Annotated in this window: 14 protein-coding genes; 5 read left to right on the plus strand and 9 right to left on the minus strand. The window is 60.4% G+C overall.

Annotation, left to right across the window (positions count from 1 at the left end; genetic code table 11):
- Positions 1–110 precede the first annotated feature (110 nt).
- On the plus strand, positions 111–1,052 hold the full coding sequence (locus FGE05_RS10120; RefSeq protein ID WP_139644505.1) for an alpha/beta hydrolase: 942 nt from the start codon (positions 111–113) through the stop codon (positions 1,050–1,052).
- Between the two features lie 585 nt (positions 1,053–1,637).
- Here FGE05_RS10120 and FGE05_RS10130 read toward each other — a convergent pair.
- From FGE05_RS10130 to FGE05_RS10155, 6 genes are read right to left on the minus strand one after another with little or no spacing between them, the layout of a single operon-like run.
- Positions 1,638–3,380 carry an ABC transporter substrate-binding protein gene (locus FGE05_RS10130; RefSeq protein ID WP_139644509.1) on the minus strand — a complete coding sequence of 581 codons (1,743 nt, stop codon included), beginning with the start codon at positions 3,378–3,380 and terminating at the stop codon, positions 1,638–1,640.
- A 48-nt stretch (positions 3,381–3,428) separates the two neighbouring features.
- Positions 3,429–3,701: a DUF2160 domain-containing protein gene (locus FGE05_RS10135; RefSeq protein WP_139644512.1), complete on the minus strand. Its 273-nt coding sequence runs from the start codon at positions 3,699–3,701 to the stop codon at positions 3,429–3,431.
- 10 nt (positions 3,702–3,711) lie between these two features.
- On the minus strand, positions 3,712–4,512 hold the full coding sequence (locus FGE05_RS10140) for a carbohydrate ABC transporter permease (RefSeq protein ID WP_139644514.1): 801 nt from the start codon (positions 4,510–4,512) through the stop codon (positions 3,712–3,714).
- A gap of 10 nt (positions 4,513–4,522) precedes the next feature.
- A complete protein-coding gene (locus tag FGE05_RS10145; protein WP_041023710.1) occupies positions 4,523–5,389 on the minus strand; it encodes a carbohydrate ABC transporter permease in 867 nt (288 codons plus the stop codon).
- Complete coding sequence (locus tag FGE05_RS10150; RefSeq protein WP_139644516.1) at positions 5,386–6,495, minus strand: ABC transporter ATP-binding protein; 1,110 nt, start codon at positions 6,493–6,495, stop codon at positions 5,386–5,388. The genes FGE05_RS10145 and FGE05_RS10150 overlap by 4 nt, the downstream gene beginning before the upstream one ends.
- Positions 6,495–7,589: an ABC transporter ATP-binding protein gene (locus tag FGE05_RS10155; protein ID WP_041023712.1), complete on the minus strand. Its 1,095-nt coding sequence runs from the start codon at positions 7,587–7,589 to the stop codon at positions 6,495–6,497. Before FGE05_RS10155 ends, FGE05_RS10150 begins: the two co-directional genes overlap by 1 nt.
- A 422-nt stretch (positions 7,590–8,011) precedes the next feature.
- On the opposite strand from FGE05_RS10155, the gene FGE05_RS10160 reads away from it, so the two are divergent.
- Entirely contained in the window at positions 8,012–9,862 is a 1,851-nt protein-coding gene (locus FGE05_RS10160) for a sigma-54-dependent Fis family transcriptional regulator (RefSeq protein WP_139644517.1), read from the plus strand.
- A 48-nt stretch (positions 9,863–9,910) separates the two neighbouring features.
- Here the strand turns inward: FGE05_RS10160 and FGE05_RS10165 are convergent, their stop codons facing one another.
- Positions 9,911–10,417 carry an anti-virulence regulator CigR family protein gene (locus FGE05_RS10165; protein ID WP_139644519.1) on the minus strand — a complete coding sequence of 169 codons (507 nt, stop codon included), beginning with the start codon at positions 10,415–10,417 and terminating at the stop codon, positions 9,911–9,913.
- 116 nt (positions 10,418–10,533) lie between these two features.
- Between FGE05_RS10165 and FGE05_RS10170 the strand changes: the two genes are divergently transcribed.
- Together FGE05_RS10170 and FGE05_RS10175 are read left to right on the plus strand one after the other, a co-directional pair.
- Positions 10,534–11,745 carry an MFS transporter gene (locus FGE05_RS10170; RefSeq protein ID WP_139644520.1) on the plus strand — a complete coding sequence of 404 codons (1,212 nt, stop codon included), beginning with the start codon at positions 10,534–10,536 and terminating at the stop codon, positions 11,743–11,745.
- 277 nt (positions 11,746–12,022) lie between these two features.
- Positions 12,023–12,229, plus strand: coding sequence for a hypothetical protein (locus tag FGE05_RS10175; RefSeq protein WP_139644523.1), 207 nt, complete (start codon positions 12,023–12,025; stop codon positions 12,227–12,229).
- A 49-nt stretch (positions 12,230–12,278) separates the two neighbouring features.
- Here the strand turns inward: FGE05_RS10175 and FGE05_RS10180 are convergent, their stop codons facing one another.
- A complete protein-coding gene (locus tag FGE05_RS10180) occupies positions 12,279–12,587 on the minus strand; it encodes an AzlD family protein (protein ID WP_139644536.1) in 309 nt (102 codons plus the stop codon).
- Positions 12,584–13,294 carry an AzlC family ABC transporter permease gene (locus tag FGE05_RS10185; protein ID WP_139644538.1) on the minus strand — a complete coding sequence of 237 codons (711 nt, stop codon included), beginning with the start codon at positions 13,292–13,294 and terminating at the stop codon, positions 12,584–12,586. The genes FGE05_RS10180 and FGE05_RS10185 overlap by 4 nt, the downstream gene beginning before the upstream one ends.
- A gap of 209 nt (positions 13,295–13,503) precedes the next feature.
- Between FGE05_RS10185 and FGE05_RS10190 the strand changes: the two genes are divergently transcribed.
- Positions 13,504–13,944 (plus strand): HD domain-containing protein, encoded by a 441-nt coding sequence (locus tag FGE05_RS10190; protein ID WP_139644540.1) that lies wholly within the window; start codon positions 13,504–13,506, stop codon positions 13,942–13,944.
- Positions 13,945–13,976: the final 32 nt, after the last annotated feature.

Consider the following 13,976-nt stretch of genomic DNA (forward strand, 5'->3'; position numbering starts at 1 on the left):
ATCAACCACACCGGTCACTCGTCAGAAACTGGCAGCCATGCAAAATCCCGCCATCCTGCGAGAGGATCTGTTAAAACGCATCTTTGTGTCTTGAGTAGCGAGTCGCTTCGATGCCTTCATCTTTACTCCCTCGCCGTCGGCGCCGCTGGTTCGCCTATTTGTGCATGGCTGCGATGGTGGTCGGTTTGCCGGCGGGCTGTGCGGTGTTGCAGCACAAGGAGCGGGAGCTGGTGTTTCGCATCGAGCCGGGGACGGCGAGCTGGTTCAGCGGCCTTCCGAGCAGCGTGCAGGAGTTCGACCTCAAGCCCAAAAGCTTCAAGACCGGGGAAAATATCCACGGGTGGTGGTGGCCGGCCGAACGTAAGAACGCGCCGGCGATCCTGTATTTGCACGGGGTGCGCTGGAACCTGACGGGCCAGTTGTTCCGCATCCAGCAACTGCGTGCCCTGGGCTTTTCGGTGCTGGCGATCGATTACCGTGGTTTCGGCAAGAGCCATGGCGACCTGCCGTCCGAGGCCAGCGTCTACGAGGATGCGCGGATTGCCTGGGAGCGGCTTGAAGCGTTGCAGCCGGACCCGGCCCTGCGACTGATCTACGGTCACTCCCTGGGCGGCGCCGTCGCGGTGGACCTCGCCGCCGAACTCGGCCAGAAGGCTGCGAAAGACGGCGCCACCGTGCCGGCCCGAGGCTTGATCATCGAATCCACGTTCACCTCGCTGGGCGACGTGGCGACCGCCATCGCGGACACCTCCCTGCCTGTGCGGTGGCTGCTGTCGCAGAAGTTCGACTCCATCGACAAGATCCCCGAAATCAACATGCCGCTACTGGTGGTGCATGGCGCGGCGGACAACTACGTTCCGCCGCGCTTCAGCGAGCAACTGTTCAAGGCGGCCCACGAGCCGAAGCACCTGTTGCTGGTGCCTGGAGGAACGCACAACAACAGCATGAGCCTGGCCGGCAAGAACTATCGGCAGGCGCTGGATACACTGATGAAAGCCACCCCCACCCCCATGGCCGGAGGTCCCCAGGCCAGCAAGGTCAAGGCAGGCTGATGACATCGCTGTAACCCTGACTGTGGCAGGGTGGTGGGTCTGTTGGCCTTGATGTTGGATGGGCCGGCGTCATCGCGGGCAAGCCAGGCTCCCACAGGGTTTGGTGGTGTGTCTGGGGTTGTGGGCCGCGCAATCCGGTGTGGGAGCGAGCCTGCTCGCGATGGCGGTGGGTCTGTTGGTCTTGGTGCTGGATGGGCTGATGTCATCGCGGGCAAGCCAGGCTCCCACAGGGCTTGGCGGTGTGCCTGAGGTTGTGGGCCGCGCAATCCGGTGTGGGAGCGAGCCTGCTCGCGATGGCGGTGGGTCTGTTGGCCTTGATGTTGGATGGGCCGGCGTCATCGCGAGCAGGCTCGCTCCCACAGGGTTTGGTGGTGTGTCTGGGGTTGTGGGCCGCGCAATCCGATGTGGGAGCGAGCCTGCTCGCGATGGCGGTGGGTCTGTTGGCCTTGGTGTCGGATGGGCTGATGTCATCGCGGGCAAGCCCGGCTCCCACGGGGTTCGGTGGTGTGCCTGGAGGTTGTGGACTTCTTTTCATGGCTCAAAAAAAACGGCACCTTTCGGTGCCGTTCATTTATTGCAGGGCGCTTACTTGCGGGCTGCTTCCCACGATTTCAGCAGTTCGGCGTAGCTCACGGTTTCGCCTTTAGGCTTCTCGTTCGCCAGTTTCGGCTTCGGTGCACCTGGTTGGTCGAACCAGTACTGCGCGTCGCGTTCCGGGTTCATTTTCGGCGCGCAGGTGGCCTGGGCCTTGGAGCGTTCCAGACGGGTCATGATCGCGTCCTGATCCTTCGCCAGGCCGTCGAGTGCCTGCTGCGGAGTCTTCTCGCCGCTGGCCGCTTCGGCGATGTGGCTCCACCACAGCTGCGCCAGACGCGGATAGTCCGGCACGTTGGTCCCGGTCGGGGTCCACTGCACGCGGGCCGGGCTGCGGTAGAACTCCACCAGGCCACCCAGTTTCGGCGCCAGGTCGGTCATCGCCTGCGAGTTGATGTCCGACTCACGAATCGGCGTCAGGCCGACGATGGTTTTCTTCAGCGACACAGTTTTCGACGTCACGAACTGCGCGTACAGCCAGGCCGCGAGTTTCTGCTTCTCAGGCGTGGACTTCATGAAGGTCCAGGAACCCACGTCCTGATACCCCAGCTTCATGCCCTGTTCCCAGTACGGACCGCGCGGCGACGGAGCCATGCGCCACTTCGGCGTGCCGTCCGCGTTGACCACGGGCAGGCCTGGCTTGGTCATGTCCGCGGTGAACGCGGTGTACCAGAAAATCTGCTGGGCGATGTTGCCTTGGGCCGGCACCGGGCCGGACTCGGAGAAGGTCATGCCCGCCGCTTCCGGTGGCGCGTACTTCTTCAGCCAATCCACGTATTTGGTGGTGGCGAACACGGCCGCAGGACCATTGGTATCACCGCCACGGGTCACGCTGGAACCGACCGGATGGCAGTCCTCGACGCGGATGCCCCACTCGTCCACCGGCAAGCCGTTGGGCAGGCCTTTGTCGCCGCCACCAGCCATGGAGAACCAGGCATCGGTGAAGCGCCAGCCCAGGGACGGGTCTTTCTTGCCGTAGTCCATGTGGCCATAGACGCGCTTGCCGTCGATCTCCTTGACGTCTTCGGAGAAGAACTTGGCGATGTCTTCATAGGCCGACCAGTTCACCGGTACGCCCAGCTCGTAGCCGTACTTCTCCTTGAACTTGGCCTTCAGGTCCGGACGTTCGAACCAGTCGGCGCGGAACCAGTAGAGGTTGGCGAATTGCTGGTCGGGCAGTTGATAGAGCTTGCCGTCCGGCGCGGTGGTGAACGACGTACCGATGAAGTCCTTGATGTCCAGGGTCGGCGAAGTGAAGTTCTTGCCCTCATTGGCCATCAGGTCAGTGATCGATTCGGTCTTGCCGTAGCGGAAGTGCGTACCGATGAGGTCCGAGTCGTTGACCCAGCCGTCATAGATATTCTTGTCCGACTGCATCACCGTCTGCATCTTTTCCACCACGTCGCCTTCTTGCAGCAGGTCGTGGGTCAACTGGATCCCGGTGATTTCGGTGAAGGCCTTGGCCAGTACCTTGGACTCGTATTCGTGGGTGGTGAGGGTTTCCGACACCACGTTGATCTTCATGCCACGAAACGGCTCGGCGGCCTTGATGAACCACTTGAGTTCTTCGAGCTGCTGCTCGGCTGTCAAGGTTGACGGCTTGAATTCACTGCCGATCCATTTTTTAGCGGCGTCTTCATAGGCGTCAGCCCAGGCCACAGCGCTCAACCCGCTGAGTGCCAGTGCGGCTGCCAATGAAACGCTATGTCGCAGCTTATTGTTTTTATTGAACATAGAGACCTCCTGTTTGGGTTTAAGAGCCTGATCGTCGAATATGCGCGACTAGCCCCACCGCATCACTGCCAACAGCCACACCCAAGACAACGCGAACGCTATCCAGATGCTCCAGTCGGTGGCGCCGATTACCAGCAGATGCAGGTAGGCGCTACCGAGAAGACCGATAAACAACCGATCGCCACGGGTCGTGGTAATCGGCAGGAAACCACGCCGAGGGATGCTCGGCGAACGCAACTCCCAAGTGGTCATGCCTACCAGGAACAAGGCGATAACCCCAAAAAATACCGCCGTGGGGACGGTCCAGTTCATCCATTCCATCATCGACTCCTCAGACCCGACCCAGGGCAAAGCCCTTGGCCACGTGGTTGCGAACGAACCAGATCACCAGCATGCCCGGCAGGATGGTCAACACCCCCGCCGCCGCCAGCACCCCCCAGTCGATACCCGAGGCCGACACCGTGCGGGTCATCACCGCCGCGATCGGCTTGGCATTGACCGAGGTGAGCGTGCGAGCCAGCAACAGTTCGACCCAGGAAAACATGAAGCAGAAGAACGCCGTCACGCCGATGCCGGAGCCGATCAACGGGATGAAGATCTTGACGAAGAACTTGGGGAAACTGTAGCCGTCAATGTAGGCGGTCTCGTCAATTTCTTTCGGCACCCCGGACATGAAGCCTTCGAGGATCCACACCGCCAACGGCACGTTGAACAGACAGTGGGCCAGGGCCACGGCGATATGGGTGTCGAACAGCCCGATGGACGAATACAGCTGGAAGAACGGCAACAGAAACACCGCCGGTGGCGCCATGCGGTTGGTCAGCAGCCAGAAGAACAGGTGCTTGTCCCCCAGGAACCGATACCGCGAGAAGGCGTAAGCAGCGGGCAACGCCACGCTCAGGGAAATCACCGTGTTCAGGCTCACGTAGTAGAGCGAGTTCAGGTAACCGGTGTACCAGCTCGGGTCGGTGAAGATCACCTTGTAGTTATGGAAGGTGAAATCCTGCGGCCACAAGGTCAGGCTGCCGAGGATTTCAGTGTTGCTCTTGAACGACATGTTCAGCAGCCAGTAGATGGGCACCAGCAGGAACAGGATGTAGAGCAGCAACGGGATCAGCTTCTTATTGCTCATCGTGCAGGCCTCAACGGTTGGCGTCGGAGTGAGTCATGGCGGTGTAGAACAGCCACGACACCAACAGAATGATCAGGAAGTACACCAGGGAAAACGCGGCCGCCGGCCCCAGGTCGAATTGACCGATGGCCATCTGCGTCAGGGTCTGGCTCAGGAACGTGGTGGCGTTACCCGGCCCGCCACCGGTGAGCACGAACGGTTCGGTGTAGATCATGAAACTGTCCATGAAGCGCAGCATCACCGCGATCAGCAGCACGCTCTTCATCTTCGGCAACTGAATGTGCCGGAACACCGCCCAGTTGGACGCCCGATCGATCCGTGCCGCCTGGTAGTACACATCCGGGATCGCCCGCAGCCCGGAGTAGCACAGCAGCGCCACCAGCGAGGTCCAGTGCCAGACGTCCATCACCAGCACCGTCACCCAGGCGTCCATGGTGTTGGCCGCATAGTTGTAATTGATGCCCAGGGCGTTGAGGGTCGATCCGAGCAGACCAATGTCGGCGCGGCCGAAAATCTGCCAGATGGTGCCGACCACGTTCCATGGGATCAGCAGCGGAATCGCCAGGATGATCAACACCAAGGACGACCATTTGCCCTTGGTCGGCATGGTCAGGGCGATGGCGATGCCCAGGGGGATTTCGATCAACAGCACGCAGGCCGAATAGATGAACTGGCGCAGCAGCGAGTCGTGCAACCGTGGGTCCATCAGCACTTGCTTGTACCAGTCGGCACCGACGAAGTAGCGGCTGGACTGGTCGAAGATGTCCTGCACCGAATAGTTGACCACGGTCATCATCGGGATCACCGCACTGAAGGCCACCAGCAGGAACACCGGCAACACCAGCCACCAGGCCTTGTTGTTCTGCACCTTGTTCATGGCTGCACCTCACTCGACGATTCCAGCAAATATTCATCGGCGTACACCATCAGCCATTGGGCCGGGAAGCTGATATACGCTGTACCTTCCGGCACCGGTTTGTCTTCGGCCAGGCGCACCTTGAGCGGCGCACCGTCGAGGTTGAGCGTCAGGATCTTGTAGGTGCCCAGGTCTTCGACGTGCGTCACCTCGGCCCGCATCGCGTCGTCGTAGGGACCTTCCCAGACGTGGACGAATTCGGGGCGAATGCCGACTTTCAGGGTTTTGCCTTCAGCCTCGGCCACACGCTTCTGCAAGGTTTCGGACAGCGGCAAATGGGTCGAGCCGAAACCGACACCGCCAGGTTGCGCGGTGACCTCGATCAGGTTCATCCCCGGGCTGCCGATGAAGTAGCCGACAAAGGTGTGGCTCGGGCGCTCGAACAAGTCCCGGGGCGTGCCGAACTGCACGATCTGGCCGCCGTACATCACCGCGATCTTGTCGGCGAAGGTGGAGGCTTCCAACTGGTCGTGGGTGACGTAGACCATGGTGATGTTGAACTGCTCGTGGATCTGCTTGAGCTTGCGCCGCAGCTTCCATTTCAGGTGCGGGTCGATCACCGTCAGCGGTTCGTCGAACAGGATCGCCGACACGTCATCGCGCACCAGCCCACGGCCCATGGAGACTTTCTGCTTTTCATCGGCGGTGAGGTTGCGGGCCTTCTTGTCCAGCAGGTTCTGCAGGTCGAGGACCTCAGCGATTTCCTGAACCTTGGTGTGGACTTTCGCTTCGGCCATGCCCTGGTTGCGCAGCGGGAACGCCAGGTTGTCGAACACCGTCATGGTGTCGTAGACCACCGGGAACTGGAACACCTGGGCGATGTTGCGCCGTTCCGGGCTCAGGTCGTTGACGACTTTGTTGTCGAACTTCACCTGCCCCTCGGAGGGGCTGAGCAGTCCGGAAATGATGTTGAGCAAGGTGGATTTACCGCATCCCGAAGGCCCGAGCAACGCATAGGCGCCGCCCTGCTCCCAGACGTGGTTCATCTCGCGGATCGCGTAATCCTCGGGGCCCGCCGGAGTGCTGGTGTAGCTGTGGGCGAGGTTCTGCAAATGAATTTCAGCCATCAGGCAACCCTCGCAATACGCTGGCCCGGGGCCTGAACCAACTTGCCCTGGGCGTCGAAGACAAACAGTTTGTGGGTCGGGATGTAGATGCGGATCGGCGCATCCACGTCGTACTCATGCACACCGGGCAGGTGCAGCACCAACAGGAAGTGTTCGTTGCGCACGTGCAGGAAGGTCTCCGAGCCACTGATCTCGGCCACCTCGACGGTCACCGCCAGTTCCAGGTCGTCGTCGTTGCTCGGCACCAGCGAGATGTGGCTGGGGCGCACACCGAAACGGAATTCCCCCTCGCCCACCGGGCGCAGGTCGACGTTTAGCGGGAAGTGCACGAAATTGGCGAAGCTCACTTCATTACCGGCAATACGTCCCGGCATGAGGTTGATGGGGGGCTCGGAAAACAGCTCGGCGGCCAGCACGGTTTGCGGCTGGTGATAAACCGAGGCCGCCTTGCCGCTCTGGATCACCCGGCCTTCATGCAGAATCGTGGTCGTGCCACCCAGGGCCAACGCTTCGTTGGGCTCGGTGGTGGCATAGACAGCAATGGTGTGGCGGGCCTGGAACAGTTCGCGCATTTCCTGGCGAAGCTCTTCACGCAGCTTGTAGTCCAGGTTCACCAGCGGCTCGTCGAACAGGATCAGCTCGGCATCCTTGACCAGCGCGCGGGCCATGGCGGTCCGCTGCTGCTGACCACCGGAGAGCTCCAATGGATGGCGCTTCAAGAACTTTTCGATCCGCAGCATCTTCGCGGTTTCCAGCACCTTGCTCTGGATCACCTCGTTGGAGACACCGGCCTGGCGCAAGGGCGAGGCGATGTTTTCGAAAACGGTCATGGTCGGGTAGTTGATGAACTGCTGATAGACCATCGACACGTTACGCAACCGCACCGGACGATTCGTCACGTCGACGCCGTTCATCAGGATGCGACCGCTGTCGGGCTTGTCCAGGCCGGCCATCAGGCGCATGAGGCTGGTCTTGCCGGACAATGTGCGGCCCAACAGAACGTTGAAGGATCCGGGTTCGAAATTCAGGTTGGCATCGTCGATCCAGGTCTGGCCCTCGACGGTGCGACAAATGTGCTCAAGCGTTAATGACATGGCTCGGCCTTTTTATTTTTGGGAGTCAAGCGACCGAAGGTTAAAAGCGAAAGCCGTGCCAGAAATCTCATCCTGCTGAATTTATTGGGTTTTACTGATTTCCGTCGGAAAAATACGTTCACGGATGAACACAAGTGAACAAGCAAAACTGAACAACTGAACAATTCGCCGGTTGACAATGAACAATTCTGAACAACAATGAATGAACGTTTTCTTGGGTTGGACGGTCTCCTGTGTGGGAGCGAGCCTGCTCGCGATAGCGGTCTATCGGCAACATGGGTGCAGTTGATCCGACGCTATCGCGAGCGGGCTCGCTCCCACACAGGATTTGCGTTCTACCTGGCAATCGGGGCTTGCCCCAGCACAAGGAGTCTGTGCGAAACTCACCACAACAATAAAAACAGCTTCTGCGAGAGTGTCCCATGGCCGCACCAGCTCCTGCCTTGTCCCACGACGCCATCATCCAGGCCTCCTGGTCCCGCTGCCGTGCCTTCGGCCTGAATCACCAGAGCGCACCGACCTTCGACCCGTTGCCCGCCGAAGGCATCGCCCAGTTACTGGAAAGCCAGCATTCTCTGGTGCAGACCACCCACCAGGAAGTCCTGCCGTACTACGAGAACATCCTCAGCAACTCCAATTGCCTGATCATGCTGGCCGACAACCAGGGGCAGGTGCTGACCTCCTGGGGTACCCAGCGTTTCATCGAGCCGAAGCTGGCCCACGGCTTCAGCGCCGGAGCGAGCTGGATGGAGCGGTGCACCGGCACCAACGCCATTGGCACCGCATTGGCCTGCGAGCAGGCGGTGCACATTGAACACGATGAACACTTCCTCAAGGCCAACCGCTTCATGACCGGCTCCGCCGCACCGATTTTCGATGCCGAGCGCAAGGTCATCGCGGTGCTGGACGTGTCCAGCGACAGCTACTTGCCGCCCTCCCACACCCTGGGCATGGTCAAGATGATGAGCCAGACCGTGGAGAACCGGCTGATCCTCAACCTGTTCCGCGGTGAACACTTTCAGCTGACCTTCAACACCGGATTGAACAACCTCGACAGCCAATGGGCCGGACTGCTGATTTTCGACGAGAGCGGCCAGATACTGTCCGCCAACCGCCGGGCCGACAACCTGCTGGGCCTGAGCCTGTCACGGGTCAGTATCGAAAGCCTGTTCAAGGTCTCGCTGCTGGAACTGCTGAACCAACCCGACGGCCTGCCGTTCTCCCTGCAAGCAGCCGGGCGCAATCGTTTCCAGTGCATGCTCAAGCGCCCGAACCAAGTGTCGATCAAGCCACGCGTCTTCACCGAACCGGCGCCCTCGCCCGCCCCTGCTTCCGCCGCCCACGTCATCAGTCTCAATACACTGCACTTTGGTGACAGCCGCGTGGAAAAGGCCGTGCGCCAGGCCGAACGTTTGCTGGAAAAAGACATTCCGCTGTTGATCCACGGCGAGACCGGTGTCGGCAAGGAAGTGTTCGTCAAGGCCTTGCACCAAGCCAGCTCCCGCTGCAAGCAGCCGTTCATTGCGGTCAACTGCGCGGCCATTCCGGCCGAGCTGGTGGAATCGGAATTGTTCGGTTACGAAAAAGGCGCTTTCACCGGCGCCAACCAGAAGGGCAGCATCGGCCTGATCCGCAAGGCCGACCGCGGCACGCTGTTCCTTGACGAGATCGGCGACATGCCCCTGCCGACCCAGGCCCGCTTGCTGCGGGTATTGCAGGAGCGTTGCGTGCAACCGGTGGGCAGCGCCGAGCTGTTCCCGGTGGACATCCGCATCATCTCCGCCACCAACCGCTCGCTGCGCGAACAGGTGCAACTGGGCCGTTTCCGCGAAGACCTGTACTACCGCATCGGCGGCCTGACCCTGGAACTGCCGCCCCTGCGCGAGCGCAGCGACAAACAGGCACTGTTCAAACGCCTTTGGGAACATCATCGCGAGCCGACCCAATGGGCCGGCCTGAGCCGCGAGGTGCAGGAACTGTTCGAACGTCATCCGTGGCCGGGCAACCTGCGACAAGTCAGCAGCGTGCTGCAAGTGGCCTTGGCGATGGCCGAGGAACAGCCGATCCGCCCGGAACACCTGCCGGATGATTTCTTCGTGGACCTGGAGATGGACCCGGTGGACACACCGGAGCCGCTGTCGGTGGACTTGAACGATGCCGAAGACCTGAACCGCCAATTGCAGGCGGTGGGCGGCAACATCTCGCACCTGGCCCGTCGGCTCGGGGTCAGCCGCAATACCTTGTACAAACGTCTGCGGCAGCTTGAAAACTGAGGGCGTAGCAGCCTGCCAACAGGCCGCTACGCCGGGTTCAACCGAGCCTCAATCGAACGCACCGTTCAGCACTTCGTAAATGATGCCACTGGCAATCGCCACCAGGATCAGGTCCGTGCCCACCTGCCGCCACTCGTAGCCATCGTAGTGCGGCAACCGTCCCAACAGGCGCCCGTCCAGCTTCTTGGCGATACCCGGCGGCATCGGTTTGCCCCGAGCGAGGTTTTTCTGGATGCCCGGCGGCAGCGCCGGACCCGGGCTCCAATAATCACGGTAACCGCCGATCACACCGATGACACCGCCCCGGTCGATGCTCGGGCCGTTGTGCCAGTCGCCGCCACCGCCACCGCCGTGAGCGTTGCCCTTGCCACCCTGGTTACCAGAGTTGCCTTGACCGCCCTTGTTGCCTTGCCCTCCTTTGCCCTGTCCGTGACCCGGCCCCTGGTCGAACTGAGCATTTCCCTTGCCGTTACCCGGATCCGCAACGACCATTTCAGGCCCCGCCACCAAGGCGAAGCAAGTCACCACTGCAATCAACGAGCGCGATTTGAACATGATGGCTCTCACTAAAAAAGGGAAGATCCCTGCACATAGGGACGCATAGGATGATATTAGTTCCACATCGCGTCCCCCGCCGCTAACGGACCTGACAAACGCTATCAAGGAGTTCCATGCGCAAGGATTACCTGGCCTTCTTCAGCTCATTGTTCCTCTCCCGACTGGCCGACCAGATCCTGCTGTTCATCGTCCCGTTGATCGTGTTCCAGACCACCAACAGCGTCTCCTGGGCGGGCCTGGCCTTCTTCGTCGAATCCCTGCCGCGCTATTTGTCATTTCCGATCTGCGGCGCGTTGTGCGACAAGTTCCCGCCCATCCGTATCCTGCACATCAGCCAGGTCTACCGCGCCGTGGCGTGCATCGCCGCCACGGCGCTCTACGGGATCTTTGGCGGCCTCTACTGGATCATCGCCCTCTCGGCCTTGTGCGGCGTGCTGACCACCCAAGGCATCATGGCCCGCGAAGTCGTGCTGCCTTACATCTTCAAGCACTACACCTATACCAAGACCCTGTCCTACTCGCAGATCGCCGACCAGAGCGGACTGGTGCTGGGTCCATTGATCGCTGCGCTGATGCTGGAAGTATGGGCGTGGCATTGGGTAGTACTGGCGATTGCCGCGCTGTTCCTGCTGGCGGACCTGGCCATGCGGTACTGGCAGCGCACCAGCTCGGTCACCCTGGAAACGTTCGAGCAACATCACGATCTCTGGCTGAACCCGCTACGCATCGCTTTCAGCCATATCCGCAACCTGACGGAACTGAAGAAGATCATCAGCCTGGCGATCGGCGTCAATCTGATCATAGGCGTCACCCTGGCCACTTCGGCGGCCATGGTCATCGGCCAGTACAGCGCCGGCAAGGACTATTACGCCGGGTTGCAGGCCGCTGGCGCCGTGACCACCATCGTCATCCTGTTCCTCCTGGCACGGGTCTCGCTGCCCTTGAAATGGCTGGGTGCCCTGTCGTACACATTGATCGCCACAGGCGCTTTCATCACCGCCCTCAGTCCAAACGCCTGGGGTTACGTGGTGGGTTTCCTTCTGGTCGTCGGCTTCGACAAAATGTTCAACGTCTACATGCGCAGCATTCGCCAGCAAGTCATCCCGCCCCAGGACTTCGGCAAGACCGTCGGCGTTATCACGTTGCTCAACAACCTGTCACAACCGCTGGCGGGCCTATTGGTCGCGCTGCTGGCCGCGCCGATCGGATTGCAAAAGGTGATTCTGCTGCTGGCGTTGGCGACCGGCCTGATCGGCCTCGGGGTGATGGTGGCCTATCGAAGCCCGAGGCCTCGATCAACACGCATCGGCGCGGATACCGACTGAGAAATGTCACGCAATAAGGGCGGCGTTCACCTCGACTGGCACCGCCGGGGTATCAGCCCGTTGCGATGACGTGTAATGCATTATTAATGACTTATTGTTGAGGCATGGTTGGAACGTCACTGGCGTCCGACTCTCCATTCGTCGCCTGTAGGACGTGGCCGGCCCTGCCGGGCCACGTCTGGCTTAGGGTTTGCAGCAATTGCCGTAGCCGCCAGGAAGACGACATTCTGACGCTGCGGCAACTCAATCACGCTTGGTCAGCCACCGGAGATGTACCGTGTCAACTCTCAATGAAATCGCAGCGAACCACGCGAGAATGGCAAAGGCAAAGGAAGAGGAATTGATACGGCTGAGTGCACTTCACGTTCAAGTAGTCGGCAGTTTTGAAATTACGCCGATTGAGGCGAAGCAACAGATGCCGCTGCACTTCATGGCTGGCGTACAGGAACATTCATTCGGGGAGACCGCAGCCCTGAGCTTCTGACCTGAGTGACATTAATTTATCGCCCGCCTGTAAGCGGGCGATTTGCATCTCAGAACTGCCTCACCAGCGCTGCCGCCAGTATGCCCGCCGCAATCGCCGGCAACGGTTTCTTCAGGACCAGCATGACAACTGCCGTGGTGAGCAAGGCCAGGCGTGCGCCGTCATCCCCCTTGACCGCCATCGGTGCCAGGACCGCCACCAATACCGAGCCCGACATGGCGGTGATGAACTGCTGCACCCGATAGTTGATCGGTACGAACGACATCACGAAAACCCCGCCCCAGCGAGTCGCCAATGTCACGAGTGCCATGATCAGGATGATGACCAGCGTGCCATACCCCGCCGTTGCGATATTCATTGTTTTTTCTCCATCCACAACGCGCCCAACAGCCCTCCCGCCAAAGCCCCCACAACGACATGACTGTTAGCCGGTAAGTACCAGTAAGCCATCAGCGAAGAGCAGGCCGCGACGGTCCAGATGATGAACATGCGCGGGTTCTTCTTCCCGCCCACCACCATCGCCAACAGGAAACACCCCATCACCATGTCGAGCCCGAAACTGACGGGATTCTGGATGGCGCTGCCAAAATGCAGGCCCAGCCAACTGCCCAGGATCCAGGCGGCCCACAGCGCAATACCACCCCCGAACAGCAACCCAAACCCCGGCTTGCCAGCGTTGAACGCTTGCATCGCCATGGCCCAGTTGGCATCGGAGACCACCAGCATCACGCCGTAGCGCTTGGCCACCGGCAACTCCCACAGCCATGGGTAGAGCGTCGCGCCCATCAACAGATGCCGGGCGTTGATGGCGAACACGGTGATGATCAGTGGCACCACGGGCACCTGTTCGCCCCACAGATCCAGCGCGGCAAATTGTGAAGCGCCGGCAAAAACCAGCGTGCTCATGAGAACGGCCGACGCATCACTCAATCCCGTTTGCGCAGCCGCCAGGCCGAAAGCGACCCCGAATACGACGACGAACAGAGAGATCGGCATCAACCGCCTGAACCCGTCGTAGATGTGCTCGCGCTTCAACTCATGCAGAGGGGGTTCAACGTTTGACAAGACAGCGCCTCGTTTAGGGATCGACTTAAAAGGAACCAGTATGCGAGCCGAAGACAACTTCCGAAAAGCACATAATTCGAAGAGGCCCTATTCGATAACCTCATACCTCAGTGAACGCGTTCATATCGAAGACGCTTGTCTGACGCTAAGATTGCCGCGCGGTCCATCAGTCCCCGCGTCGAGTATCCCTGGAGAACGAGTGAGGTGGCATGAGTACGCTTGAGAAAGCCATAGCGATTTCCGCACGGGCCCATGAAGGGCAAACCGATAAGGGTGGCGCGCCTTACATCCTGCACCCGCTGAAAGTCATGTTGCGCCTGTCGCATCACGACGAACGTATCGTGGCGGTGCTGCATGACGTGGTCGAAGACACCCGCGTGACGCTCGCAGACCTGCGCAACGAAGGTTTCAGCGAGGCGATTCTGGCCGCCATCGATTCCCTTACCAAGCGCGAAGGCGAGACCTATCAGGCCTTCATCGAACGGGCTGCCCGAGATCCACTGGCGCGTCGGGTGAAGCTGGCCGACCTTGCGGAAAACAGTGATTTGTCACGGATAGACAGCCCGAGCCAGAAGGATCTGGAGCGGGTTGAAAAGTATCGGAAGGCCGCTGAGTACCTGACGGCTTTGGCCGAAGATACGCAGGGATAGCGGGAAACAGGTGCCAGGAAGGCCCTGGCTTA

The sequence above is a fragment of the Pseudomonas sp. ICMP22404 genome (assembly GCF_006227205.1).
Classification (GTDB): Bacteria; Pseudomonadota; Gammaproteobacteria; order Pseudomonadales; family Pseudomonadaceae; genus Aquipseudomonas.

What these genes read in the sequence shown, in the direction of transcription:
- FGE05_RS10165 (WP_139644519.1), bottom strand. Translation starts at nt 10,417, where the DNA reads ATGTTCAAATCGCGCTCGTTGATTGCAGTGGTGACTTGCTTCGCCTTG.
- FGE05_RS10140 (WP_139644514.1), bottom strand. Translation starts at nt 4,512, where the DNA reads ATGAGCAATAAGAAGCTGATCCCGTTGCTGCTCTACATCCTGTTCCTG.
- FGE05_RS10160 (WP_139644517.1), top strand. Translation starts at nt 8,012, where the DNA reads ATGGCCGCACCAGCTCCTGCCTTGTCCCACGACGCCATCATCCAGGCC.
- FGE05_RS10155 (WP_041023712.1), bottom strand. Translation starts at nt 7,589, where the DNA reads ATGTCATTAACGCTTGAGCACATTTGTCGCACCGTCGAGGGCCAGACC.
- FGE05_RS10120 (WP_139644505.1), top strand. Translation starts at nt 111, where the DNA reads ATGCCTTCATCTTTACTCCCTCGCCGTCGGCGCCGCTGGTTCGCCTAT.
- FGE05_RS10190 (WP_139644540.1), top strand. Translation starts at nt 13,504, where the DNA reads ATGAGTACGCTTGAGAAAGCCATAGCGATTTCCGCACGGGCCCATGAA.
- FGE05_RS10180 (WP_139644536.1), bottom strand. Translation starts at nt 12,587, where the DNA reads ATGAATATCGCAACGGCGGGGTATGGCACGCTGGTCATCATCCTGATC.
- FGE05_RS10135 (WP_139644512.1), bottom strand. Translation starts at nt 3,701, where the DNA reads ATGGAATGGATGAACTGGACCGTCCCCACGGCGGTATTTTTTGGGGTT.
- FGE05_RS10150 (WP_139644516.1), bottom strand. Translation starts at nt 6,495, where the DNA reads ATGGCTGAAATTCATTTGCAGAACCTCGCCCACAGCTACACCAGCACT.
- FGE05_RS10130 (WP_139644509.1), bottom strand. Translation starts at nt 3,380, where the DNA reads ATGTTCAATAAAAACAATAAGCTGCGACATAGCGTTTCATTGGCAGCC.
- FGE05_RS10145 (WP_041023710.1), bottom strand. Translation starts at nt 5,389, where the DNA reads ATGAACAAGGTGCAGAACAACAAGGCCTGGTGGCTGGTGTTGCCGGTG.
- FGE05_RS10170 (WP_139644520.1), top strand. Translation starts at nt 10,534, where the DNA reads ATGCGCAAGGATTACCTGGCCTTCTTCAGCTCATTGTTCCTCTCCCGA.